The organism is Microbacterium sp. CFBP 8801, from assembly GCF_014839455.1.
GTDB lineage: Bacteria > Actinomycetota > Actinomycetes > Actinomycetales > Microbacteriaceae > Microbacterium.
The window spans coordinates 71622-95735 of record NZ_JACYNU010000006.1; the positions used below are offsets into that span (position 1 = coordinate 71622).

At 69.9% G+C, this 24114-nt stretch carries 20 protein-coding genes and 2 pseudogenes; 13 read left to right on the forward strand and 9 right to left on the reverse strand.

Annotation, left to right across the window (positions count from 1 at the left end):
- Positions 1-156 precede the first annotated feature (156 nt).
- The 4 genes and pseudogenes from IFR11_RS09135 (at position 157) to IFR11_RS16620 (ending at position 3606) form a co-directional block, all read left to right on the forward strand.
- Positions 157-963, forward strand: a complete 807-nt coding sequence (locus tag IFR11_RS09135; protein ID WP_191915946.1) for an amino acid ABC transporter substrate-binding protein — start codon at positions 157-159, stop codon at positions 961-963.
- Between the two features lie 129 nt (positions 964-1092).
- Positions 1093-1758 (forward strand): amino acid ABC transporter permease, encoded by a 666-nt coding sequence (locus IFR11_RS09140; protein ID WP_055838837.1) that lies wholly within the window; start codon positions 1093-1095, stop codon positions 1756-1758.
- Positions 1745-2554, forward strand: coding sequence for an amino acid ABC transporter ATP-binding protein (locus tag IFR11_RS09145; protein WP_274604450.1), 810 nt, complete (start codon positions 1745-1747; stop codon positions 2552-2554). The genes IFR11_RS09140 and IFR11_RS09145 overlap by 14 nt, the downstream gene beginning before the upstream one ends.
- Before the next feature lie 9 nt (positions 2555-2563).
- A pseudogene (locus IFR11_RS16620) lies at positions 2564-3606 on the forward strand (NAD(P)H-dependent flavin oxidoreductase).
- Here IFR11_RS16620 and IFR11_RS09155 read toward each other — a convergent pair.
- Entirely contained in the window at positions 3603-3878 is a 276-nt protein-coding gene (locus IFR11_RS09155; protein ID WP_191915947.1) for an acylphosphatase, read from the reverse strand. The pseudogene IFR11_RS16620 and the gene IFR11_RS09155 overlap by 4 nt on opposite strands.
- A 47-nt stretch (positions 3879-3925) precedes the next feature.
- A complete protein-coding gene (locus IFR11_RS09160; RefSeq protein ID WP_191915948.1) occupies positions 3926-4591 on the reverse strand; it encodes a LysE family transporter in 666 nt (221 codons plus the stop codon).
- 69 nt (positions 4592-4660) lie between these two features.
- Here IFR11_RS09160 and IFR11_RS09165 point away from each other — a divergent pair, with 69 nt between their 5' ends.
- Entirely contained in the window at positions 4661-5548 is an 888-nt protein-coding gene (locus IFR11_RS09165; RefSeq protein ID WP_055838823.1) for a LysR family transcriptional regulator ArgP, read from the forward strand.
- Positions 5549-5550: 2 nt separating this feature from the next.
- Here IFR11_RS09165 and IFR11_RS09170 read toward each other — a convergent pair whose 3' ends face one another.
- From IFR11_RS09170 to IFR11_RS09185, 4 genes are all read right to left on the reverse strand, one after another.
- Positions 5551-6570 (reverse strand): NADP-dependent oxidoreductase, encoded by a 1020-nt coding sequence (locus IFR11_RS09170; protein WP_191915949.1) that lies wholly within the window; start codon positions 6568-6570, stop codon positions 5551-5553.
- Positions 6571-6682: 112 nt separating this feature from the next.
- Positions 6683-7147: a MarR family winged helix-turn-helix transcriptional regulator gene (locus tag IFR11_RS09175; RefSeq protein ID WP_055939427.1), complete on the reverse strand. Its 465-nt coding sequence runs from the start codon at positions 7145-7147 to the stop codon at positions 6683-6685.
- 4 nt (positions 7148-7151) lie between these two features.
- A complete protein-coding gene (locus IFR11_RS09180) occupies positions 7152-8849 on the reverse strand; it encodes an MDR family MFS transporter (protein WP_191915951.1) in 1698 nt (565 codons plus the stop codon).
- Positions 8850-8944: 95 nt separating this feature from the next.
- Positions 8945-9625: a YqaJ viral recombinase family protein gene (locus tag IFR11_RS09185; protein WP_191915952.1), complete on the reverse strand. Its 681-nt coding sequence runs from the start codon at positions 9623-9625 to the stop codon at positions 8945-8947.
- A gap of 103 nt (positions 9626-9728) precedes the next feature.
- Here IFR11_RS09185 and IFR11_RS09190 point away from each other — a divergent pair, with 103 nt between their 5' ends.
- From IFR11_RS09190 to IFR11_RS09210, 5 genes are all read left to right on the forward strand, one after another.
- Complete coding sequence (locus IFR11_RS09190) at positions 9729-10130, forward strand: hypothetical protein (RefSeq protein WP_055838811.1); 402 nt, start codon at positions 9729-9731, stop codon at positions 10128-10130.
- Between the two features lie 351 nt (positions 10131-10481).
- Entirely contained in the window at positions 10482-11333 is an 852-nt protein-coding gene (locus tag IFR11_RS09195; protein ID WP_191915953.1) for a hypothetical protein, read from the forward strand.
- A 429-nt stretch (positions 11334-11762) separates the two neighbouring features.
- Positions 11763-12278 carry a 50S ribosomal protein L10 gene (rplJ, locus tag IFR11_RS09200; protein WP_055838805.1) on the forward strand — a complete coding sequence of 172 codons (516 nt, stop codon included), beginning with the start codon at positions 11763-11765 and terminating at the stop codon, positions 12276-12278.
- 38 nt (positions 12279-12316) lie between these two features.
- Positions 12317-12703, forward strand: a complete 387-nt coding sequence (gene rplL / locus IFR11_RS09205; protein ID WP_055838803.1) for a 50S ribosomal protein L7/L12 — start codon at positions 12317-12319, stop codon at positions 12701-12703.
- 375 nt (positions 12704-13078) lie between these two features.
- Positions 13079-17085, forward strand: a 4007-nt coding sequence (locus IFR11_RS09210; RefSeq protein ID WP_191916020.1) for an ExeM/NucH family extracellular endonuclease, incomplete at its 3' end; no start/stop codon positions are given.
- 1 nt (position 17086) lies between these two features.
- Here IFR11_RS09210 and IFR11_RS09215 read toward each other — a convergent pair.
- Positions 17087-18081, reverse strand: a pseudogene (locus tag IFR11_RS09215) (LacI family DNA-binding transcriptional regulator); the annotation flags it as partial.
- Positions 18082-18319: 238 nt separating this feature from the next.
- Between IFR11_RS09215 and IFR11_RS09220 the strand changes: the two are divergent.
- The 3 genes from IFR11_RS09220 to IFR11_RS09230 all read left to right on the forward strand — a co-directional run bounded on the left by IFR11_RS09220 (position 18320) and on the right by IFR11_RS09230 (position 22099).
- Positions 18320-19651, forward strand: coding sequence for an ABC transporter substrate-binding protein (locus tag IFR11_RS09220; RefSeq protein WP_055838797.1), 1332 nt, complete (start codon positions 18320-18322; stop codon positions 19649-19651).
- 277 nt (positions 19652-19928) lie between these two features.
- On the forward strand, positions 19929-21125 hold the full coding sequence (locus tag IFR11_RS09225) for a carbohydrate ABC transporter permease (protein WP_055839543.1): 1197 nt from the start codon (positions 19929-19931) through the stop codon (positions 21123-21125).
- On the forward strand, positions 21122-22099 hold the full coding sequence (locus IFR11_RS09230; RefSeq protein ID WP_070409421.1) for a carbohydrate ABC transporter permease: 978 nt from the start codon (positions 21122-21124) through the stop codon (positions 22097-22099). The genes IFR11_RS09225 and IFR11_RS09230 overlap by 4 nt, the downstream gene beginning before the upstream one ends.
- A 439-nt stretch (positions 22100-22538) precedes the next feature.
- Here the strand turns inward: IFR11_RS09230 and IFR11_RS09235 are convergent, their stop codons facing one another.
- Together IFR11_RS09235 and IFR11_RS09240 are read right to left on the reverse strand one after the other, a co-directional pair.
- Positions 22539-23210, reverse strand: coding sequence for a DUF305 domain-containing protein (locus IFR11_RS09235; RefSeq protein WP_191915954.1), 672 nt, complete (start codon positions 23208-23210; stop codon positions 22539-22541).
- On the reverse strand, positions 23210-23917 hold the full coding sequence (locus tag IFR11_RS09240) for a DUF3105 domain-containing protein (protein ID WP_055838789.1): 708 nt from the start codon (positions 23915-23917) through the stop codon (positions 23210-23212). Before IFR11_RS09240 ends, IFR11_RS09235 begins: the two co-directional genes overlap by 1 nt.
- Positions 23918-24114 lie beyond the last annotated feature (197 nt).

Genomic DNA, 24114 nt, shown 5'->3' on the forward strand with positions numbered 1-24114 from the left:
CGCTGCGTCTCGTGCCGGCGGGGCTTTCGCGTGCACGGACGTGCAACACGGCGTCATCCGGGAAGAGTCCTGCGGGTGAACGTGTTGTGCTGAGGGGCGCTCACCGCGCCCTCCCCCCCATCACTTGTCCCCACATCACCCATGTCAGGAACAGCTATGCCCCGTCGTCGTTTGACCGTCCTCGCCGCCACCCTGGGCCTCAGCGCCCTCGCGCTGACCGCATGCAGCGGCGGTGCGTCGTCCGAGGCCACGCCCGGAGCGGGAGCCGATCTCGGCCTCATCTCGGACGGCACCCTCACCGTCGCCACCGAGGGCACCTACCGCCCGTTCTCGTTCCACGAGGGCGCGGGCGATCTGACCGGTTTCGACGTCGAGATCGCGAAGGCCGTCGCCGACAAGCTGGGTCTGCAGGTCAAGTTCCAAGAGACCCAGTGGGACGCGATCTTCGCGGGCCTGGATGCCGGTCGTTTCGACGTCATCGCCAACCAGGTGTCGATCAACCCCGAGCGCCAGGAGAAGTACACCTTCAGCGCGCCGTATACGGTGTCGCGTGGCGTGATCGTCACGAACGAGGACGACAGCGCGATCTCGAGCTTCGCCGACCTCTCGGGCAAGACCACCGCCCAGTCGCTCACGAGCAACTGGTACGAGCTCGCCACCGACAGCGGCGCGCAGGTCGAGGCCGTCGAGGGTTGGGCGCAGGCCGTCGCGCTGCTGAAGCAGGGTCGCGTCGAGGCCACGATCAACGACCAGCTGACCTACCTCGACTACGAGAAGACCAACAGCCCGACGGGCCTGAAGATCGCCGCCGAGACCGACGACACCTCCGAGAGCGCCTTCGCGTTCAAGAAGGGTCAGGACATGCTCGCCGAGGCCGTCGACGGCGCCCTCGAGGAGCTGCGCGCCGACGGCACGCTCGCCGAGATCAGCCAGAAGTACTTCGGCGCCGACGTCACCCAGTAACACCCGGCTGTAAACCCCCGCGGATCGTCCGCCTTCCCCCTCTAGCGTGGGAGGCGGACGGTCCGCGTCGGCGTGTGCGAACGCGCGTGCGAGGAGTCGGGCCCCGAGCCCACCGGAGAAAGGAGGCCCATGAACGACATCTGGACGCTGATGCTCGACTCGTTCTGGCCCATGCTGCTGGCGGGCCTCACGGGCACCATCCCCCTGTCGCTGGCCTCGTTCGCGATCGGGCTCGCTCTGGCGCTCGCGATGGCGTTGCTGCGTCTGTCGCGCAACGTCGTGTTCTCGGGCTTCGCGCGGTTCTACATCTCGGTCATCCGCGGCACGCCGCTGCTGGTGCAGCTGTTCGTGATCTTCTACGGCCTCCCCGCGATCGGTGTCGTCATCGACCCGTTTCCCGCGGCCGTCATCGCCTTCTCGCTGAACGTCGGCGGGTACGCGGCCGAGGTGATCCGCGCCGCGATCCTGTCGGTCCCGCGCGGGCAGTGGGAGGCGGCGCACACCGTCGGCCTCTCGCACCGAAAGACGCTGACCCGCATCATCCTCCCGCAGGCCGCGCGGGTGTCCGTGCCGCCCCTGTCGAACACGTTCATCTCGCTCGTGAAGGACAGCTCACTGGCGTCGCTCATCCTCGTGTCGGAGCTGTTCCGCCAGGCCCAGAACATCGCCGCGTTCTCGTACGAGTTCATGGCGGTGTACCTCGAGGCCGCGCTCATCTACTGGCTGTTCTGCCTGGTGCTGTCGTTCGGGCAGAACGCTCTCGAGAAGAGATTGGACCGCCATGTCGCCCACTGACGCCCCGTTGTTGCAGGTCGCGGGTCTCGAGAAGAGCTTCGGCGACAACCGCGTTCTCGAAGGCGTCGACCTGTCGGTGCGGCGCGGTGACGTGCTGGTGCTGATCGGTCCCTCGGGGTCGGGCAAGACGACGGTACTGCGCTGCCTGAACGGTCTCGAGACCCCGGATGCCGGAGTGGTGGCGTTCGACGGCGGTCCGGTCGTCGATTTCTCGGCGCCCAAGGTGTCGAAGGCCGATCGCACGGCTCTGCGCGACCGATCGGCGATGGTGTTCCAGCACCACAACCTCTTTCCGCACCTCACGGTGTTGCAGAACGTCACCGAGGGGCCCATCCAGGCGCACGGCGTGCCGAAGGCCGACGCGATCGCCCGCGCCGAGACGCTCTTGGCCCGTGTCGGCCTCGCCGAGAAGCGCGACGCCTACCCGTCGGAACTCTCGGGCGGCCAGCAGCAGCGCGTCGGCATCGTCCGAGCCCTGGCGCTGCAACCGCAGCTGCTGCTCTTCGACGAGCCGACGAGCGCTCTCGACCCCGAACTCGTCGGCGAGGTGCTGACGGTGCTGCGGGAACTCGCGAACGAGGGCTGGACGATGGTCATCGTCACGCACGAGCTCGGTTTCGCCCGCGAGGTCGCCGACGAGGTCCTGTTCTTCGACGAGGGCGTGATCGTGGAGCGGGGCGCCCCCGCGGATCTGCTCCGCGCGCCGAAGAAGGAGCGCACGCGTCGCTTCCTGAACCGCCTGCTGCACCCCCTCGACGGCCCCGATCCGACTGGGACGTCGGAACTCCCGGAGTAGCGTGGATCCATGCGCCGCCTCGAGAACCTGCTCGGCATCGATTCGCCCGTCGTTCTCGGCCCCTTCGGCGGGCTCTCGTCGATCGCGTTGACGGCGGCGGTCAGCGATGGGGGAGGCCTCGGCTCGTTCGGCCTCTACGGCTACACGCCGGAACGTATCCGCGACACGATCTCCGCCCTTCGGGCTGCCACGCCGCGTCCCGTGGCGGTGAACCTGTGGCTGCCGCGCGGCGACGAGTGACTCCGACCGACGTCGACGTCGCACCGTTCCTGCGGGCCGCCGAGCAGCTCTTCGCCGCCGCGGGCATCGCCCCGCCCGTCGTTCCCGCCGCGTACCTCACGCCGATCGCCGACCAGCTCGAGGCCGTCTTCGATGCGCGCCCCGATGTGCTGAGCGTCGTGTACGGGGTCCCGGATGCCGAGACCCTCGCCCGCGCGCGAGCTCTCGGCATCCGCGTGATCGGCACCGCCACCTCGGTCGCCGAGGCGGTGGCGCTCGGGGATGCGGGGGTCGATGCCGTCGTCGCGACGGGGGCCGAGGCCGCGGGGCACCGTGTGTCGTTCCTCGCCGACCCGGCCCACTCGCTCGTGGGCACGTTCGCGCTGGTGCCGCAGGTCGTCGACGCGGTGAGTGTCCCCGTCATCGCGGCGGGCGGTGTGGCCGATCGCCGCGGAGTCGCCGCGGCGTTCGCGCTGGGGGCCGACGGCGTGCAGGTCGGCACGGCGTTCCTGCGCACGAGGCAGTCCGCCGCGACCGCGGGGCACCGCGCGGCGATCGCCGCCGCGGCCGACACCGACACGGTGCTGACGCGGGCGATGAGCGGGCGACTGGCGCGCGGCATCCCGAACCGGGCGATGCGCGAGCTCGAGGCCGGCGGCATGATCGCCCCGTTCCCCGCGCAGAACTGGCTCACCGGTGCGTTCCGCGCGGCGGCCACGGCGTCGGGAGACGCCGACCTGGTGTCGCTGTGGGCGGGACAGGCCGCGGGCCTCGCGCGTCTCGACGACGCCGCCGACGTGCTGGCGGAGCTGCGGGCGGGCGTGCCGGTCTAAGCCGTCGCGCGGATCTCGAACCCGCGCGGAGCCGCGCCGCCGCCCTCGTGCACGTCGACCCCGTCGACGCGGGCCGACGGGGGACCCGCCTGGGCCCACGCCAGGACGGCGTCGACCGTCGCGTCGTCACCCTCGACGAGGGCTTCGACCGAATCGTCGCGGCGGTTGCGCACCCAGCCGCGGGCCCCGAGCCGCTCGGCCTCGGCCTGCAGCGCGTAGCGGAAGCCGACACCCTGCACGCGGCCGTGCACCCTGATCGTCACCGTTCGCATCGGGCCATTCTCGTGCACGCGGTGCCCGTCGGTCCACGCGCGCCGGCTCAGTGCGGCAGCACGAGCGAGACCGCGATGGCGAACATCACGACCGCGATGATCGCGTCGAGGATGCGCCAGGCGCGGGGCGTGTCGAGCCACCGACCGAGGTACCGCGCCCCGAAGCCGAGGAGCGAGAACCACGCGAGGCTGGCGAGGCACGCGCCGAGCGCGAACGCCCACCGCCCGTCGCCGTGCGTGGTCGCGACCGAGCCGAGCAAGAACACCGTGTCGAGGTAGACGTGCGGATTGAGCCAGGTGAGGGCGAGGCAGGTGAGCACGGTCGCGGCGAGCGTCGTGCGTGCGGGACGGGCCGTCACGGTCGTGCGCCCGGTCTCGGCGGGCGAAGCGGATGCCGCCGGGGCGGCGTCGACGCGCAGGGTCTCGCCGCTCGGACGCAGCGCCCGCCGGGCTGCCAGCAGGCCGTAACCGACGAGGAACGCCGCGCCCGCCCACCGCACGACGACGATGAGCCAGGGGACCGCCTGCAGCACGAGTCCGACGCCGGAGACGCCGAGCAGGATCAGCACGGCATCCGATACCGCGCACACCGCGACCACCGCGAGCAGATGTTCGCGCCGGACGCCCTGGCGCAGCACGAAGAGGTTCTGCGCCCCGATGGCGACGATGAGTGAGAGGCCGAGGCCGAGGCCGGCGAGGAGGGGGGTGAGCACGTCTCGACGCTAAGGCGACGTTCTCGAGAAGACCAGCTCAAGATTCTGATGGACCATTAGCCTCGCTTCATGTCAATTCCACTCGATCTCGCTCGCACCCTCGCCGTCGTCGTCGAGGAGGGGACCCTCGATGCCGCGGCACGGCGTCTGCACGTGACCCCCTCCGCGGTGAGTCAGCGCGTGCGGGCCCTCGAAGACCAGCTCGGACGCGTCGTCCTGGTGCGATCTAAGCCGGTGCGCACGACCGAGGCGGGCGACGCCGTCGTGCGCCTCGCACGCCAACTCGCGCTGCTCGAGCACGACGCTCTGGCGGCGATCGGTGCGGAGGGCGGTGTCGTGGCATCCCTTCCCCTGGCGGTGAACGCCGACTCGATGGGCACGTGGTTCCTGCCGCCGCTGGCCCGGGTGGCCGAGCGACGCGCGGTGGTGTTCGACCTGCACCGCGACGACCAGGACTTCACGGTGGGCCTGCTCGAGTCGGGCACGGTCATGGCGGCGGTCACGTCGCGTGAGACCCCGCTCGCCGGGTGTCGGGTACGACCTCTCGGTGTGCTGCGGTACGAGGCGGTGGCGACGGCGGGGTTCTCGCGCCGCTGGTTCCCCGAGGGTGTGGATGCCGGGGCTCTCGCCGCGGCGCCCGTCGTCGACTTCGACCGTCGCGACGACCTGCAGACGCAGTGGCTGGCGCGCCGGGGCGTGGCGGCGGCAGCGCCCCCGCGGCATCGGGTTCCGGCATCGCAGGACTTCGCCACCGCGGTCGAGCTGGGGCTCGGGTGGGGGTTGCTGCCGAGCTTCCAGTCGGCGGCGGGGTTGGCCGACGGATCGCTCGTGCCCCTCGGCGACGACCCCCTCGACGTGCCGCTGTACTGGCAGCAGTGGAACCTCACCTCCGACCTGCTCGACGACGTGGCCGACGAGGTCGTGGCCGAGGGACGGCGCGTGCTGGCGGCGGGGTGAGCTCAGTCGTCGCTGACGTGCAGCACGATCTTGCCGCGGGTGTGCCCGCGTTCGAGCTCCGTGTGCGCGGCGGCGACATCGTCGAGGTCGAAGACCCGGTCGATGAACACGCGGACGGCGCCCGAGTCGAGCAGGCGGCCGATGGTGGCGAGGGCGGCGCCGTCGGGGATGGTCTTGTAGTCGGTCGATCGGATGCCGCGGGCCGAGGCCGCCTCGCGGAAGCCCGGCCAGGCTCCGGTGGGCACCTCGATCAGCAGTCCACCGGGGCGCAGCACCTCGAGTGAGCGCGTGCCGGTGTCGTCGGCGACGTTGCCGATGAGGTCGATCACGACATCGACCGGCGAGACGACGTCTTCGAAGCGGGTCGAGGTGTAATCGACCACCTCGGCGGCGCCGAGCTCGCGGAGCCACTCGAGGTTGCGGCCGGAGCCCGTCGCGATGACGTGCGCGCCGAAGTACGCGGCGAACTGCACCGCGAAGTGCCCCACCCCTCCGCTGCCGGCGTGCACGAGGATGCGCTGGCCCTGGTGGGCGAGCGCGGTCTCGACGACCAGGCCCCACGCGGTCAGGGCGGCGACGGGCACGCCCGCGGCCTCGACGTGCGAGAGATCGGCGGGCTTGCGCGCCAGCGACAGGGTGGGCACGACGACGTACTCGGCGTACGCCCCCGGGGTGCGGGGGGCGGCGGCCATGCCGTAGACCTCGGTGCCGACGGGGAACGGGTGCGCGTCGAACGGCGCGCGTACCACCACCCCGCTGACGTCGAGACCCAGCACAGCCGGCCAGGAGTCGATCGCGCCCGACAGGCCGCGTCCGGCGCGGGTCTTGGCGTCGATCGGGTTGATGCCGGCGGCCACGACCCGCACCAGCACCTCGCTCAGCACGGGAGAGGGCACGGCGACGTCGGCGAGGTGCAGCACGTCTGCCAGGCCCGGAGCGTCGAACACCGCCGCCCGCATCGTCTCGGGGACCGCCGGCGCGGGTTCGATGGCGGTCTCGGGACGCGTCGATCGGGATCTCATCGGGCGCTCTCTCTCGCGTGCGGTCGCATGCACGGCGACTCCGCCGCGACGCGACCAGTCAAGCGCGCCATTGTCTCCGCGGTGTTACACCCGGGTCACCGTGTCGCGAAGGCTAGCGATCCTGTGCGGGGGACTCGCCGACCGCGAGCGCGTGCAGAAGGGTCGACAGGTGGCGGATGTCGGCCACCGACCAATCGGCCATCGCCTCGAACAGGCGACTCTCGTGCGGGGCGCGGGCGTCGGCGAGCCGCGCGTGCCCGACCTCGGTCACCGCGATGAGGCGCGAGCGGCGATCGTTCGGATCGGGTGTGCGGGTCACCAGGCCCAGCTCTTCCAGCTCGCTGATCGATCGGCTGAGGAAGCCCTTGTCGGCCGAGAGCCGTTCGGCGAGAGCCGAGAGCGTGAGCGGGCCGAACCTGCTGACGACGGAGAGGGCCTTGAAGGTGGCCGGGAGCATCCCGGGACTCACGCGTTCCGCCGCTTCGGAGACGAAGCGGCGGAACACGGTCATGAGCTCCGAGAACGACGACTCCAGGGCCTGGACGGCCTCGCGGCGGTCATCGTTCGATTCGCTCATCACGTCAGTCATCCTCTCCCATCTCGGCGCCACGGCGTGCGCGGCGCGAGGCAGCGGCATCCGGGGTCGTGATGGATCCCGTCGCGGCGAGCGTCGCCATGCCGGCGGGAACCGAGACGGTGGCGAAGTCGGCCTCGCTCGCGGCGACGCGCTCGGTCGTCGTCATGCGGGTGAGGGGCCGGTTGGGGAGGAACAGGATGGCGATGAGGCTCACCACGGCCACCGGAACGGCGATGAGGAACGAGTGCGCGATCGACTGCGCGTAGATGTCCTCGACGATGACCCGGACGGTGTCGGGGAGGGCCGACACCTGTGGGATGGTGCCCGACTGCAGGGACTGGGCCACCGCGGCGCCGTCGGCGCCGAGACCCATGATCGCGGTCTTCAGCTCGTCGGCTCGGTCGGTGAACAGGCTCGCCGCCATGCTGGCGAGGGCGGCGCCCATGACCGACACGCCGATGGTGCCGCCGAGGCTGCGGAAGAACGTCACGCCCGAACTCGCCGCGCCCATCTGGGTGGGGTTGGCCGTGTTCTGCACGATGAGCACGAGGTTCTGCATCGTCATGCCGACACCGGCGCCGAGCAGGGCCATGTAGACCGAGACCAGCGCGAAGTTCGTGTCGTAGTGGATCGTCGACAGCAGGAACGATCCGGCGATCAGCAGCACGCCGCCGGCGATGAGGAACGGCTTCCAGTGCCCGTGACGCGAGATGAGCGCGCCCACGACGATCGACGAGATCAGCAGGCCCGCGATCATCGGGATGGTCATGACGCCGGCCTGGGTGGGTGTGGCGCCCCGCGCCATCTGCATGTACTGGCTCAGGAAGACGGAGGTGCCGAACATCGCCAGTCCCGTCGCGATCGACGCGATCGTCGCCAGAGTGAAGGTGGCGTCGCGGAACAGGGTGAGCGGCACGAGGGGCTCGGAGGAACGCAGCTCGACGACGACGAACAGAACGGCGGCGAGCACGGCTCCACCGACCATGACGGCGGTCTCGACGCTGGCCCAGTCGAAGGTCTTTCCGGCGTTGGTCACCCAGATGAGGATGAGCGAGACCGCGGTCGAGAGCAGCACGATGCCCAGGTAGTCGATCTTCACCTTGCGCTTCGCTCGCGCCGGCAGGTGCAGGGTGCGCTGCTGGATGAGCAGGGCCACGACGGCGAAGGGCAGGGCGACGAAGAAGTTCCAGCGCCAGCCGAAGGCGTCGGTGATGACGCCGCCGAGCAGCGGGCCGCCGACCGTGGCCACGGCCATGACGGCGCCGAACAGGCCCATGTACCGCCCGCGCTCGCGCGGGCTGATGATGTCGGCCATGATGACCTGGCTGAGGGCGGCGAGACCGCCGGCACCCAGGCCCTGCACGGCGCGGAAGGCGATCAGCATGTTCGTGTCCTGCGCGAAGCCGGCGGCGGCCGTGGCGAGCACGAAGATCGCGATGGCGATCTGGATGAGCAGCTTGCGGTTGAACAGGTCGGCGAGCTTGCCCCAGATGGGGGTCGAGATCGCGGTGGTGAGCAGGGTCGCGGTGATGACCCAGGTGTAGGCGTTCTGGTCGCCCGACAGGTCGTGCACGATGACCGGCAGCGACGTCGAGACGACGGTCGAGGCGAGCATCGACACGAAGGTGCCGAGCAGCAGCCCGATGAGGGCGGGGAGCACGCGCCGCTGGGCGGGCGTGTCTGTGGTGGGGGAGGTGGTCATGCGGAACTCCACGGAGGGGACGGATGCCGCGACGACGATGGCGCGTTAGTTGACTAACGTCAACGATACGCCTGATGCTTGACTTGCGTCAACTATTAATCGAGGAGCGCCAGGGCGCGGTACCTCTCGGTCGGTTCCGTCCGCACGGGTTCGGGGCGCGGCTGACGCGTCTGCATGGTGCGGTGATAGAGCTCGTCGATGAGCGAGGTCGCCAGGCCCACGAGCTTCGCGATCTCGCGTTCGTCGCGGTCGATCCACTGGCAGCGCGGCTCGTCGCCGACGGGGACGAAAGCGTCGTGCTGCTCCCAGGCGACGAGCGTGCGTTCCGCGCCGAGCACGTGCTGCTGCCACCAGATCTGGCGCATGTACGTACGGGGGATCGAGCGCCACGCCTTGTTCGTCGTCTTGATCTCGGCGAGCATGATGCGCCCCTCGCCGTCGACGACGACGCCGTCGGGGGTGGCCAGGTGACGCTTCTCGACGACCGCGTGATACAGCGCCGACGAAGGGCGGATGCCGTGGGTCGCCGCGACCCACGCGGCGATCTCGGGTTCGCGCCGACGGCCGTGCGCAGTGAAGGCGTTGCCCGAGAAGTTCGAGCCCATGAGCTTGGCATCCGCGGCGCGCGAGATGGCGTTGTGGCTCGTCAACGTGGCGACGTCGGTGGCCGTGATCCCGCGCGAACGGGCCCGGATCCAGGCGACCCGATCCCGCGAATCGGCGACGATGCGGGCGTCGAGGTCGGCGCTGCGAGAGGCGACGAGCTCGGGGGACATGCGTTCGACCCTAACCCCGCGCGCCCGTGGATCGGATGCGAACCCCGGCGCGTCGGCATCCGGGGTCTTGTCCTCGAAGTAAGGGTGACCTAAGTTGATCGTCATGAGCTCGGATGCCGTTTCGCTGCGCCGCCCCGACGGGGGCCGCTGGTGTGATCTCGAGGGTGCTGTGCTGCTCGGCGGTGACGCGCGGAACCTCCCCGAGATGCGGCGTATCGCCGCCGCCCTCTCTCCCGCCGCGCACCTGACGGTGCTGGTCGAGGTGTGCGGGTCGGATCAGGTGGGCGTCATCGACGCCCGCGACGGGCGGGTGAGTTGGCTCGACCGCTCGCTCGAGGGTGGGCTGCGGCCGCGCGGCGAGCGTCTCGCGCAGGCGATCCACGCCTGGTGCGCCGAGTGGGCGTGCGGAGACGACCCGGTGTGCACGGTCTGGCTCGGCGCCCGCACGCCCGCGCGCATCGTGCGCATGACGCGGGCCCTGCTGCCCGAACCGCGCGTGTCCTGACGCGGGGGAGTCCGGCCTGCCGCGGCTGCGGGGGAACGGGCGCGCGGGTGGTGGTTCGGTGGGGACGCACACGATCGCCGAGGACGCACTCGATCGTTGCTCATGCGATGCGTCATCGTCGATCGAGTGCGTCCTCGTGAGGTCGGTGGGCCTCCTCCCGCGCGCGCCTGTGGAAAGACGCCGACGCCCGGATGCCGGAGTCGGCAGTGTGGACGCATGCAGGCGGAATCACCGATCGAACACGCTCGACGGTCGCTCTTCTCCAGATCGGAACTGCGCGAGCGCGGTGTGTCCGAATCGGAGCTGAGGAAGGCCGGCGCCGGCGGCGCGTGGTCGCGAATCGAGCCCGGGGTGTACATCGCCCGCGACGAATGGGCAGCAGCGCGGCCGGCCGACCGCCACCGCTTCGCGATCCTCGCCGCCGTCCGCAGGGCGCGCGATGCCGGCGGGGTGGTCTCCCACCTCTCGGCGGCCGTTCTCCACGGTCTGCCGCTTTACCGCTTCCGCGGCGGACCCGTGCACGCGATGGTTCCGCGCTCCGCCCATCCACCGAGTGGTCGCGCACTGCGCCGGCACACTGGCGCCCTCGACCCCCAGGATGTCGTCGTCGTCGACGGGATCCGCTGCACCTCGCTCGGGCGGACGGTCTTCGACATCGCCTGCACCGAGCCGCGGGAGGTGGCGTTGAGCTGCGCCGATGGGGCTCTTCGTCGCGTCGCTGTGCGCGGCCGGCGGTTCGACTCCGACGCGCAGACCCTCTGGCGTGACGTCATGCGCGAGCGCGTCGTGAGCGCGCGGGGTCGACGCGGGGTGCGCGAGGCCGCCTGGGTCACCGAGTTCGCCGATGGAAGGGCGGAGTTGCCGGGTGAGAGCGTGAGTCGACTGCAGCTGCACCGGCTCGGTTTCCGCGACATCGACTTGCAGGTGGCGGTGGAGGGCCCGCGGGGGTCCGCGTATTTCGTCGACATCGCGCTGCGTGACGTGCGGACGTTCTGGGAGTTCGACGGTGAGGTGAAGTATCGGGACCCCTCCCTCCGCGGAGGTCGTTCCGTCGAAGACGTCGTCCTGGACGAGAAGCGACGCGAAGACTGGATCCGCGGTGTCACGCAATGGCGATTGTGTCGCGGCGGCTTCGCCGACATCGCCTCTCCGGAGGCGCTCGCCGCCCGCCTGGCGGCGTTCGGGGTGAGGCCGCCGAGATGATCGGCGAGGACGTACTCGCTCGTCGAGGACGCATCGGTTCGGCATCGATCGGATGCGTCCTCGACGAAGCAATGCGTCATCGGCGCTCGGGCATCGCGGGGCGGGCGCGGCGGGCGGGCGGGCCGGCGGGGCGGGGCGAGCGAGGCGAGGCGCGGCGCGGCGGGGCGGGCGGCGGGCGGGCGGATTGGCGAAGGGGGCGGGCGTCGGGTACAGTGGAGGCAAGCCAAAGACCGTCGGTTATCGGAGTGCTCGCATTCTGATCGAAGCGTCTGCTGAGAAGCAGAGAACCTACGCAGGTCACTTGAACTCCTCCCGATCGGGAATCCGAGCTCCGTGCCCTGCGCCGGAGCTCTTCTTTTTTGCCCAGACCCGGTGTCTTCGGCCGGCGCCCCGTCATCGCGGAGCGCCTCGTATACACAAGGAGTGGCCATGGCGCAGAAGGATGCATCGGTCGCCGAGCTCACGAAGCATTTCGAGAACTCGACCGCCGTTCTGCTGACCGAGTACCGCGGTCTGACGGTTGCCCAGCTCAAGCAGCTGCGCAACGACATCCGTCAGGACGCGGATTACGCCGTGGTGAAGAACACGCTGACCAAGATCGCCGCGGCAAACGCGGGGGTCACGGGACTGGATGACGAGCTCAAGGGCCCGTCTGCCATCGCGTTCGTGCACGGCGACCCCGTCGCCGTCGCGAAGGGCCTGCGTGCCTTCGCCAAGGCTAACCCTCAGCTCGTGGTGAAGGGCGGCTACTTCGATGGCGCCGCTCTGACCGCGGATGAGGTCAACAAGCTCGCCGATCTCGAAAGCCGTGAAGTCCTGCTGGCGAAGCTCGCCGGTGCGATGAAGGCGACGATGACCAAGGCGGCATACGTCTTCCAGGCGCTTCCGTCGAAGGCCGTTCGCACGGTCGACGCGCTGCGCGAGAAGCAGGACACCGCGGCCTGACCCGGCCCGGCTGATTAACCCGATCAAGGAGATACAACATGGCTAAGCTCAGCACCGAAGAGCTTCTCGCGGCGTTCAAGGAGCTCACGCTCATCGAGCTGTCCGAGTTCGTCAAGGCGTTCGAGGAGACCTTCGACGTCACCGCTGCCGCCCCCGTCGCGGCTGCCGGCCCCGCCGCCGGTGGCGCTGCCCCCGCCGAAGAGGTCGAGGAGAAGGACTCGTTCGACGTCGTTCTCGAGGCCGCCGGCGACAAGAAGATCCAGGTCATCAAGGTCGTCCGCGAGCTCACCTCGCTCGGCCTCGGCGAGGCCAAGGCCGTCGTCGATGGTGCTCCCAAGGCCGTGCTCGAGGGCGCGAACAAGGAGACCGCCGAGAAGGCCAAGGAGGCCCTCGAGGCTGCCGGCGCTTCGGTGACCCTCAAGTAATAACGCTTCTNGGCGGGGGAGTCGCGATCGGTCGGAAACGCGCCGCGCCGACGGCTTCACCGTTCACACGATGGCAACGAATGAAGCCTGGGAATTCCTGATGAGGTCGTCTACGGTCGAAGAGACCCCCCGTCGATCCCCCCACCCGACGATGACCGTCGGATTCGCAGGAGACCCATGTCCCCCATGCCTTCTCGGCGCCCCTCGGGCCGCACCTCGACCGCGCTGAGCGCGGCGGTGGCCGCCGCCCTCCTGGGTTCCGCCCTGGTCGCCCCGGCTGCTTCGGCGGCCCCCATCGACTCCGGGGCACCTTCGCTGCCGGTCGTCGAGACGTCGGCCCCCGACGCACCGGACACCGCCGCCCCCGGCGACGTCATGCCGCAGCCGGACACCGCACAGACCGCCTCACCCGCCCCCACGCAGGCGGATCCGACGACGCAAGAGACGGCCGCGACCGAGCCCCCCGCTGCCGAGACCCCCGCCGCCGAGACCCCCGCCGCCGAAGCGGCCGCGGCGGCGGAGGTCACCGCCATCCGCGACATCCAGGGCGAGGGCGACACCACCCCGCGGGGCGGGCAGTCCGTCACCACGCGCGGCGTCGTGACCGCCGCGTACCCGACCGGCGGGTACGACGGGTTCTTCCTGCAGACCGCGGGCACCGGTGGCGACCTGGGCGCCGATCACACGGCATCCGATGCGATCTTCGTCTACGGCTCCCGCGCGGTGGCCGAGGTCGCGGTCGGTGACCACGTCGAGGTCAGCGGAACCACGAGCGAGTACAACGGCCTCACTCAGATCGTCTCGGACTCCGACCTCGTCACGGTGCTGACCGACGCGGCCGAGCCCGTCACCCCGGCGACCGTCGCGTGGCCGCGGACAGACGAGGAGCGCGAGCGCCTCGAGGGGATGCTGCTGGCACCCCAGGGCGACTTCACCGTCACCAACACCTACAGCACGGGCCAGTACGCCGAAGTGGGCCTGGCCGCGGGCACCACTCCGCTGCTCGCCCCCACCGAGGTCGCGCGCCCGGGCACCGCCGAGTTCGACGGCGTCGTGGCCGACAACGCCGCCCGCGCCGTGGTCCTCGACGACGGAGCGTCGCTGAACTTCCAGCGCTCGGCCACCGATGTGCCCCTGCCGTACCTGTCGCTCACCGACCCCGTGCGCGTCGGCGCTCCGGCGTCGTTCACCCGGCCTGTCGTGCTCGACTTCCGTAACGGCGCGTGGAAGTTCCAGCCCACCGGGCAGCTCACCGTCGACAACGCCGCCGACGTGCAGCCGGCGACCTTCGAGAACACGCGCACCGCGCGGCCCGCCGACGTCGGCGGTACCGTGCAGGTGGCCAGCTTCAACGTTCTGAACTACTTCACCACCACCGCCGAAGACGTCGGCTGCGACTCGGTCTACACCGACCGCGAGGGCAACCCCATCACGGCCAACCGCTGCGCCGAGCCGGGCCCGCGCGGAGCGGCCAACGACGAGAACCTCCAGCGCCAGCAGGCGAAGATCGTCGCCGCCCTGAACGCCCTCGACGCGGAGGTGGTCTCGCTCGAAGAGATCGAGAACTCCGCCGCTCTCGGGAAGGACCGTGACGAGGCGCTCTCGACCCTCGTCGGGGCGCTCAACGCCGACCTGGGCGAGGACGCCTGGGCGTTCGTCGCGTCGCCGACCGCGCTGCCGGCGTCGGAGGACGTCATCCGCACCGCCTTCATCTACAAGCGTGCGGCGGTCGCGCCGGTCGGCGACAGCGTCATCCTCGACGACCCCGCGTTCGCCAACGCGCGACAGCCGCTGGCCCAGGCCTTCGCGGCCGCCGGCGACGACGAAGCGTCGTTCCTCGCGATCGTGAACCACTTCAAGTCGAAGAGCGACAGCGATCCCGCAGCCTCGGGCGACAACGCCGACGGCGACCAGGGCGCCTTCAACGGCGACCGCGTGCGTCAGGCGCAGGCGCTCGTCGACTTCGCCGCCGCGCGCACCGCGGACACCGGCGTCGACGAGGTGTTCCTGCTCGGCGACTTCAACGCGTACACGCAGGAGGACCCGATGCAGGTGCTCCGCGACGCGGGGTACGCCGATCTGGGGTCCACGACCGGTGAGTACACGTACTCGTTCAGCGGTCAGTCCGGCTCGCTCGACCACGTGCTGGCGTCTCCGGCCGCGCAGGAGCTCGTCACGGGCACCGACGTCTGGAACATCAACGCCGGTGAGGCTCTCGCGCTGGAGTACAGCCGGTACAACGCCAATGTGCGCAACTTCTACGACGCGTCCCCCTACCGCTCCAGCGACCACGATCCCGTGGTCGTCGGGCTCGACCTGTCGGGGACGACCGAGCTGAACCTGCTCAACATCAACGACTTCCACGGGCGCATCGACACCAACACCGTGAAGTTCGCCGGCACGATCGAGCAGCTGCGGGCCGAGAAGGGCGAGCAGCGGTCGCTGTTCCTCTCCAACGGTGACAACATCGGCGCGTCGCTCTTCGCCTCGGCCAACGCCGACGACGCGCCCACGATCGACGTGCTCAACGCGCTCGGGCTCGCGGCATCCGCCGTCGGCAACCACGAGTTCGACAAGGGCATCGACGACCTGACCGGCCGGGTCACCGAGCGTTCCGCGTTCCCGTACCTGGGGGCGAACGTCTACCGGGACGGTCGACCGCTGCTGCCCGGCTACGAGATCGTCGAGGTGAACGGACTGCGCGTCGGCGTCGTCGGCGCGGTGACCGAGGAGACGGCCTCGCTCGTCAGCCCCGGAGGGATCGAGGGCCTGGAGTTCCGCGAGCCCGTGGCCGAGGTGAACCGCGTGGTCGCCGAGATCCGCGATCAGGTCGACGTGCTCGTCACCGAGTTCCACGAGGGCGCGGCCCAGGGCGACGCGGCGGGCACCACCCTCGACGACGCGATCGCCGCGGGCGGGGCGTTCGCCCGCATCGTGACCGAGACCGATGCCGACGTGGATGCCATCTTCACCGGCCACACGCACGAGGAGTACGCGTGGGAGGCCCCGGTTCCCGGCGGTGACGGGACGCGTCCCGTGCTGCAGACCGGCAACTACGGCGAGAACATCGGCCAGGTCGTGCTGACGATCGATCGCGAGAGCGGCGACGTGGTCGACCACGAGGCTCGCAACGTTCCGCGCCTGGCGGCCGAGATCGTCGAGGACGACCCCGAGCAGACCGCCGAGAACAGCGCCGCGCTCGACGCCGACCTCATCGCGACGTACCCGCGGGTGGCCGAGGTGGACGACATCGTCGACCGTGCCCTGGCCGAGGCCGACCTCGTCGGTTCGCGCCCGGTGGGATCGGTCACGGCCGACATCACCACCGCCTTCCTCGGCGGGGCGTACGTCGACGGCGTGTACACGGGCGGCCAGCGCGACGACCGGTCGAAGCAGTCCGCGCTCGGCAACCTCGTCGCCGACGCGCTGCTCGACACGCTCGACGACCCCGCCCGCGGCGGGGCCGACATCACCGTGGTCAACCCGGGCGGCCTGCGCGCCGAACTGCTGCGCGGCGACGACGGCGTGATCACGTTCGCCGAGGCGAACGCGGTGCTGCCGTTCGTGAACAACCTGGGCACGACCACCCTCACCGGCGACCAGCTGCGCCGCCTGCTCGAGCAGCAGTGGGGCGATGAAGCGGGCCGTGCCGCGACGCTGGCGCTGAGCGTGTCCGAGAACCTGCGCTACACCTACGACGCCACTCGGGCGCCGGGGCAGCGCATCTCGGGCCTCTGGGTCGACGATGTCGCGGTGGATCCCGCGGCGTCGTATCGCGTCGGCTCGTTCAGCTTCCTGCTGCAGGGCGGTGACGCGTTCACCGTGTTCGACGAGGGCACGGAGCCGCGCGACTCGGGTCTCATCGACCGCGACGGCTGGATCTCGTACCTGTCGGCCCATCCGGGCCTCGCGCCCGACTTCGGTGCCCGCGCGGTCGAGGTGACGGGTGCGCCGACCGAGGTCGTCCGCGGCGCCGAGACGTCGTTCACGGTCTCGGGGCTCGACCTGACCTCGCTCGGCAGCCCCGCCGCCACCGAGGCCACGGTGACGGTCGGTGCGGGAGAACCCCAGACGGTGCCCGTCCGCGACGGCGTCGCCCAGGTCACCCTCACGGTGCCCGTGGACGCCCCCGCCGAGGTCGGCATCCGCCTCGTCACGGCCTCGGGCTCGACGGCCACGGTGCCCGTGCGGGTCGTGGACGGCGCCGATGACGCGCCGTCGGGTCCGGGGGACTCCGGCGGTGGTGAGGCCGGCCCCGGCGCTCCCGGGTCGCTTCCGCGCACCGGTGCGGACACGGCGTGGATGGGCGGCGGCGTGCTGGCGGCCCTCGCGCTCCTGGGCATCGGTGTGGTGCTGCGTCGTCGCGGAGTGCGCCGGGCGGANGGAGCGGTGGAGGAGCGCACCACCAGGCGGGTCGCCGCCTCGGTGCGTCGCGGGGGCTCGCTGGTGCCCTCGATCATCGACAGCAGCATGCGCGTCGCCTCGACGCCCTGGTCGAGCGGGAACTGCTCGACGGTGGTGAGGGCGAACATCTCGGCGTAGTCGTGGCCGTCGATGCCGACGACGCTGAGCTGCGTCGGAACGGAGATGCCCATGCGACGCGCGGCGATGATGACGCCGATGGCGACCTCGTCGCACGCGGCGACGACGCCCGTGGGGCGGGAGGCGGCGTCGGCGAGGAACGAGGCGGCGGCCGCGTACGCGTCGGTGATGGTCAGCGTGGACGGGACGTTGCGGATGCGGACGGCGAGTCCGTGGTCGTTCATGGCCTTGCGGTAGCCGATGGAACGCTCGTCGACGTCTTTCGCGGGGGCATCGCTGGGCGGCGTGCTGCCGACGAACGCGATGTCGGTGTGTCCCAGGGCGATGAGGTGCTGCGTGATGATGCGCGTGATGGCGATGTTGTCGAGGCCGAGGGTGGGAACCCCGGCGAGGGCGTTGCCGATGCTCACGACGGGTTTGCCGATGTTCGCGAGGCGTTCCAGATCGGCGTCGTCGGGTTCGAGGGCGACGGCGATGATGCCGTCGAAGCGCTTTCGGGCGAGGTAGGTGGAGTACAGGCTCTCGCGGTCGTTCGATCCGGGTTCGGCGACGTACAGGGTCACGTCGTACCCGCGGGGGATGAGGGTGCGCTCGACGCCCTCGACGATCGCGCCGAAGTACCAGCGGTTGACCTTCGGCACGATCAGGGCGATGGTGCTCGTGCGGCCGGTCGCCAGACTCACGGCGCTCGTGGAGGGGACGTAGCCGAGCGACTCCGCGGCGTCGGCGACGCGCCGACGCGTGTCGTCGGAGACGTAGCCGCCGCCGGTCAGTGCTCGGCTGGCGGTCGACTTGGACACGCCGGCCAGGCGTGCCACATCGGCGATTCCGCTCATCGTGTGTTCCTCGGGGTCCGATCGACATCGGTGTCGACGTCGAAGAAGAGTATCCGACAACGCGCTTTTGTGGAACCGGTTCCCCGCGATGCTTCCCCCCGGTTCTTCGCGTTTTTCCGCCAGTTATGCGTTCGTGATCTTTCGGCGTTGCGTCTCGTCGGGTTCTCGCCTACGGTGATCTGGAATCGGTTCCTGACAGGTTCCGATGCACCATTTGAACTCGAAGAGGAGAGACCACATGGGTATGTCACAGCGGTATCGCCTGCTGGCGCCCGTCGGGCTGCTGGCGGTCGGTGCGATTGCTCTCGCGGGCTGCGCCGAAGGCGACAGCAGCGGCGGCGGGAGCGGATCCGGGGGCGAAACGACCGTCCGCATCTCCGGCGGCATCACCGGCACCGAGGCCGACGCGCTGAACCAGAGCTTCGACCAGTTCACCGCGGACACGGGCATCAAGGTCGTCTACACCGGCGACAAGAGCTTCGAAGGCAACGTCGTGACCAAGGTCTCGGGTGGCGACGCCCCCGACATCGCGATCGTTCCGCAGCCGGGTCTGCTCAAGACCCTGATCGGCACCGGCGAGGTCCAGAAGGCGTCCGACGCCGTCTCGAGCAACGTCGACGAGTACTGGGGCGAGGACTGGAAGTCCTACGGCACCGAGGACGGCACGTTCTACGCCGCTCCCATGCTCGCCAACCTCAAGGGCTACGTCTGGTACTCGCCGGCGAAGTTCAAGGAGTGGGGCGTCGAGGTTCCCAAGACGTTCGACGAGCTGCTCACGCTCACGCAGACCATCCAGCAGAAGTCGGGCTCCGCACCCTGGTGCGCGGGCTTCGCCTCGGACGCCGCATCGGGCTGGCCCGGAACGGACTGGATCGAGGACATGGTCCTGCGTCAGTCCGGCCCCGACGTGTACGACCAGTGGGTGGCGAACGAGGTGAAGTTCACCGACCCGCAGATCAAGGACGCCTTCGACGCCGTCGGCTCGATCCTGCTCAACCCGTCGTACGTCAACGCCGGTTTCGGTGACGTCAAGAGCATCAACTCGACCGCGTTCGCCGACGTCGCCGCCAAGGTGGCCGACGGCAGCTGCGCGATGACCCACCAGGCGTCGTTCCTCTCGGCGAACTTCCTCACGGTCACGAACGCGGCGGGCGAGACCCCCACGATCGCCCCCGACGGCGACGTGTACGCGTTCCTGCTCCCGGGCGTGAAGGAAGGCGAGCTGGCGGTCGAGGGTGGCGGCGAGTTCGTCGCGGCCTTCTCCGACGACGAGAGCGTTCAGAAGGTCGCCGAGTTCATGTCGACCCCCGAGTTCGCCGATGCCCGCGTCAAGCTCGGCGGCGTCATCTCGGCCAACAAGGGCGCCGACCCGTCGCTCGCCTCCAGCGAGTTCCTCACCGAGGCGATGAAGACGCTGCAGGACCCGAACACCACGCTGCGTTTCGACGCGTCCGACCTCATGCCGGCCACCGTCGGTTCGGGTTCGTTCTGGAAGGGCATGGTCAGCTGGATCGACGGCACGCCCACCGACGAGGTGCTCAGCAACATCCAGGCCGGCTACGACAACTAGCCGTTCCTGACGAGACCGATGGGCCGTCCGCGATGCGGGCGGCCCATCCGGTCCCGTCCTTCATCATCGCCCTCTCGCTCGGGCGTCAATCGATGAGCACGAAGGCGTGTTCGGGAGGGAAGTCATGACCGATATCAAAAACGCGGAGAAGGCGCCGGCGGCCTCGCCGGCGGGCCGGACGAAAGCGACACCGTCGCGCGGCTCCGCGCACAATCACCGGACCACGGTCATCGTGGTCTCCGTCGCCCTCATCCTGGCGGTGGCGCTCTTCCTCTTCATGGTGACGCGGCCCGCGGCAGAGACGCGACCCACCACCCTGGGCTTCTCGCTCAACAGCTTCTTCACCTGGCTGGGCGGACTCAACCCGCTCGCGCAGATCCCGCTGGTCCTCCTCGCCTTCGGCGTCGTCGTCGGACTGCTGCTGCTGCTCATCGAGTACGCGCCACGCGCGGGCAAGGGTTACTTCTGGCTCCGCCTGGTGGCGTGCTTCGCCATCCCGGTGATCGCCTTCATGCTGCTGCGTCCGTACCAGAACGCCGTGATCTACGTGCTCGGCATCGCGGTGCTCCTCGGCGCCGTGCTCTTCTACGCGGACTACCGGTCGCGTCAGGGGGCCGGGTACCTGTTCCAGCTCATCCTGTTCGCCGCCCCGGCGTCGATCCTGCTGCTGCTGGGGCTCGTCTACCCCGCGATCACCACGTTCTTCCAGTCGTTCTTCGACAAGACCGGTGACAACTTCGTCGGGTTCGAAAACTACATCTGGACCTTCACGAACCCCGAGGGCTTCTGGTCGGTCATCAACACCCTCATCTGGGTGCTGCTGGCGCCGACCATCGCGACGGCCATCGGCCTCGCATACGCGGTCTTCATCGACCGAGCGGCCGGTGAGAAGTACCTCAAGGTCCTCATCTTCATGCCGTTCGCCATCTCGTTCGTCGGCGCCGGCATCATCTGGAAGTTCGTCTACGACTTCCGCCAGGACAACCAGATCGGCATCTTGAACGCCATCGTCACGGCGTTCGGTGGGCAGCCGGTGTCGTGGCTGTCGGCGGCGCCGCTGATCAACACCCTGCTGCTGGTCGTGGTCTTCATCTGGAGCCAGACGGGCCTGGCCATGGTCATCCTCTCGGCGGCCATCAAGGCCGTTCCGACGGAGCAGATGGAAGCGGCAGAGCTCGACGGCGCGAGCGCCTGGGAGCGGTTCATCAACGTCACCGTCCCCGGCATCCGTTCGTCGCTGATCGTGGTGCTGACCACGATCGCCATCGGTGCGCTCAAGATCTACGACATCGTCGCGGTCATGACCGGTGGACGCAACGACTCGACCGTCCTCGCCTTCGAGATGGTCAACCAGCAGCAGCGGTTCCAGAGCTACGGCCACTCCGCGGCGCTGGCCGTGGTGCTGTTCCTCTTCGTGCTGCCGCTGATCATCTTCAACGTGCGCCAGATCCGGAAGCAGAGGGAAGTGCGATGACCATCGGAGTAGATGTCGTCGAGCCGATCGTCGATTCACGTTCGGCCCGCCAGGTCGAGCGCGACACGCGCCGGCACGAGAAGACGGCGCAGAAGCGCCTCACGTCCAAGGGCGCGACGATCGCGGCCGTCGTCATCGCGTTCTTCTGGACGATCCCGACGTTCGGCCTGTTCATCACGTCGTTCCGCCCCGGCTCCGACACGCAGTCGACCGGTTGGTGGACGGTGTTCACCGACCCCAGCTTCACGCTCGAGAACTACCGGCTCGCGCTGACCTCGGGCGGTACCGCCCTGACGCTGGCGTCGTCGTTCCTCAACTCGCTGGCGATCACGATCCCGGTGGTGCTGTTCGCCCTCGCGATCGCCTCGCTCATCGCGTACGCCTTCGCGTGGATCGACTTCAAGGGCCGCAACTTCTTCTTCATCTTCATCTTCGCGTTGCAGATCGTGCCGCTGCAGATGGCTCTCGTGCCGCTGCTGACACTGTTCTCGCGCGGACTGACGATCAACGAGGTCACGATCTTCCCGGGCTTCGACCTTCGCGGGGTGGAGCACAGCTTCGCCACCGTGTGGATCGCGCACGTGATCTTCGCGATGCCCCTGGCGATCTTCCTGCTGCACAACTTCATCGCCGAGATCCCGGGTGAGGTCATCGAGGCGGCTCGCGTCGACGGTGCCGGACACGGGCAGATCTTCTTCCGCCTGATCCTGCCGCTGGCTGCTCCCGCGCTGGCGTCGTTCGCGGTGCTCGAGTTCATCTGGGTGTGGAACGACCTGCTGGTGGCGACGATCTTCGCGCCATCGTCCTCCCTGCCTCTGACGCAATCGCTGAACTCGCTGTCGGGCACCTGGGGCGACCAGTGGTTCCTGCAGTCGGCCGGAACGTTCATCTCGATCCTCGTTCCGCTGCTGGTGTTCTTCCTGCTGCAGCGCTTCTTCGTGCGCGGCCTGCTGGCGGGTGCGACGAAGGGTTGAGTCCGGCACAGGTGAAGGGGCGCGGCATCCATTCGGGTGTCGCGCCCCTTCGCCGTTTCGGGTGGATGCCGCGCCGTCCGCCGCCCGCCGCCCGCCGCCCTCCGTGCGCCGCCCTCCGCATAAACGCTGTTCCTGCGCATAAACGCGGCGACGGAGCGTTTACGCGCAGGAAGAGCGTTTATGGCGGTGGGCCGGGGGTGCCCGAGGCGCGGCTGCTCGGCTCGGCTGCGCGGGGCTGCGGCGCGGGGCCGCTGCGCGGGACGGCTGCGCGGGGCTGCGGCGCGGGACGGCTGCGCGGGGCTGCTGCGCGGGGCTGCTGGCCGGCGCGGCGGCGCGGCGGCGGACGCAAACGGAGCCGACCGGAAGCGGCGGGAACACTGAGCGCACCCCGTGTCCGCAGCCGATCGCGGCGCGGCTCAGACCGACGGACGGCCGTGCGTCAGGCGCCGCAGCCGAGGCGTGACTGGATGTCGCGCATCGCGTCGATCTCGGCGGACTGACCGCTCACGATCGTGCCGGCCACCTCGGCCACGCGGGGCTCGTCGCCCAGCTCGATGACGGCCTCGGCCATGGGGATCGCGCCCTGGTGGTGGCGGATCATCAGCTCGAGGAACAGGCAGTCGGCGGGCTGCCCGTCGAGGGTGCGGAGTCGGTCGAGCTGCGCGTCGGTGGCCATGCCCATCTCGCCGAGCAGCTGCTCCTGCGTGAGGGCGGAGGTGTCGCCGTGGCTGTGCTCGCCCGACTTCTCCATCCACGTCATCAGCGGCTGATCCGAGGCTTGGGGCAGCCCCCACTCGACGAGCCAGCCGTACATCTCGCCCCGCTGACCGGACTGCGTGGTTGCGATGTCGTACGAGAGGGCGCGCAACTCGTCGTCGGCGGTCTTGCGGTAGATCTCCATGGCCATGAGGACCGCCTGGGTGTGGTGCACCTGCATGTCGCGGGCGAAGCCGGCGTCGGCGGAGGTCGTCGAGGGGTGCGCCGGCGCGGCCGTCGCGCCGAACGCCGTGAAGCGTCCGATCGCGAAGGCCACGGCGACGACCGCGACGGCGATGAGGGCGACGACGGCCCACCGGACCGCGGGGCGTGCGACCGGGGCGTCGTCGGTCATCAGGCCTTGCCCGGACCTTCCACGCCACCCGAGCACGCGGCGTTCGGCTCGGGGGCGTTCTGGCTGCGCCAGAACTCGGTGAAGAACTCCCCGATGCGCGGGTCGCTCGGATCGTCGAGCTTCAGCTGGTGGTTCCAGGCGCTGACGGCGACGGGGGTGTCCATGTCGGGGTACGGCGAGAGGATCGCGTAGCTCGAGGGCAGAACCGCCTTCAGGGCGTCGATGCCGGCCTCGTCCACGCGGGCGGGGTCGTAGGTCACCCAGATGGCGCCGTGCTCCATGGAGTGCACGGCGTTCTCGTTCTGCTGGGGCTCGGTGTAGACGCCGCAGTTGAGCCAGATCGGGTTGTGCGGGCCGCCGGCGGGAGGGGTCTGGTCGTAGGTGACCGCATCTTGCACGTGATCGGAGCGGTTCTCGAAGGTCTGCACCCCGTCGATCTCGCGCCCGGTGCTGTTGCCGGCCTGGTAGCTCGTGGGGGGCTCGGGGGCGAAGGCGAAGGATGCCACGACCAGGCCGATCACCGCGAGGGCAGCCGTGGAACCGACGACCCACCAGACCAGCTTTCCGCGCTTTCGGCGCGCCATCTGCTTCTGGTACTCGGCGAGCTTCTGCTGCCGTTTCTGCTCGCGCTGCTGCTTGACGGTGAGGTCGATGTCGGCCTGCTTCGCGGGGTTGCCGCTCGCGCGCTTGTCGGAGGGGGAAGTCATGCGCTGTGTTCTGTCTCTCTTCGGGGCGGGACACATCGGCATGCGCCGACGATCCCAGCCTATTCGGGTGAATGGGCCGGTGGCCTGGGAGGAACCCGCGAGCCGGGATGGTGGCGCACGGGGTGGGACGCTAGTATTAACGACGTCGAATCGATTCGAGGTTCGACGATCCCCCCTTTTTTCTCAGCCCGATTCGT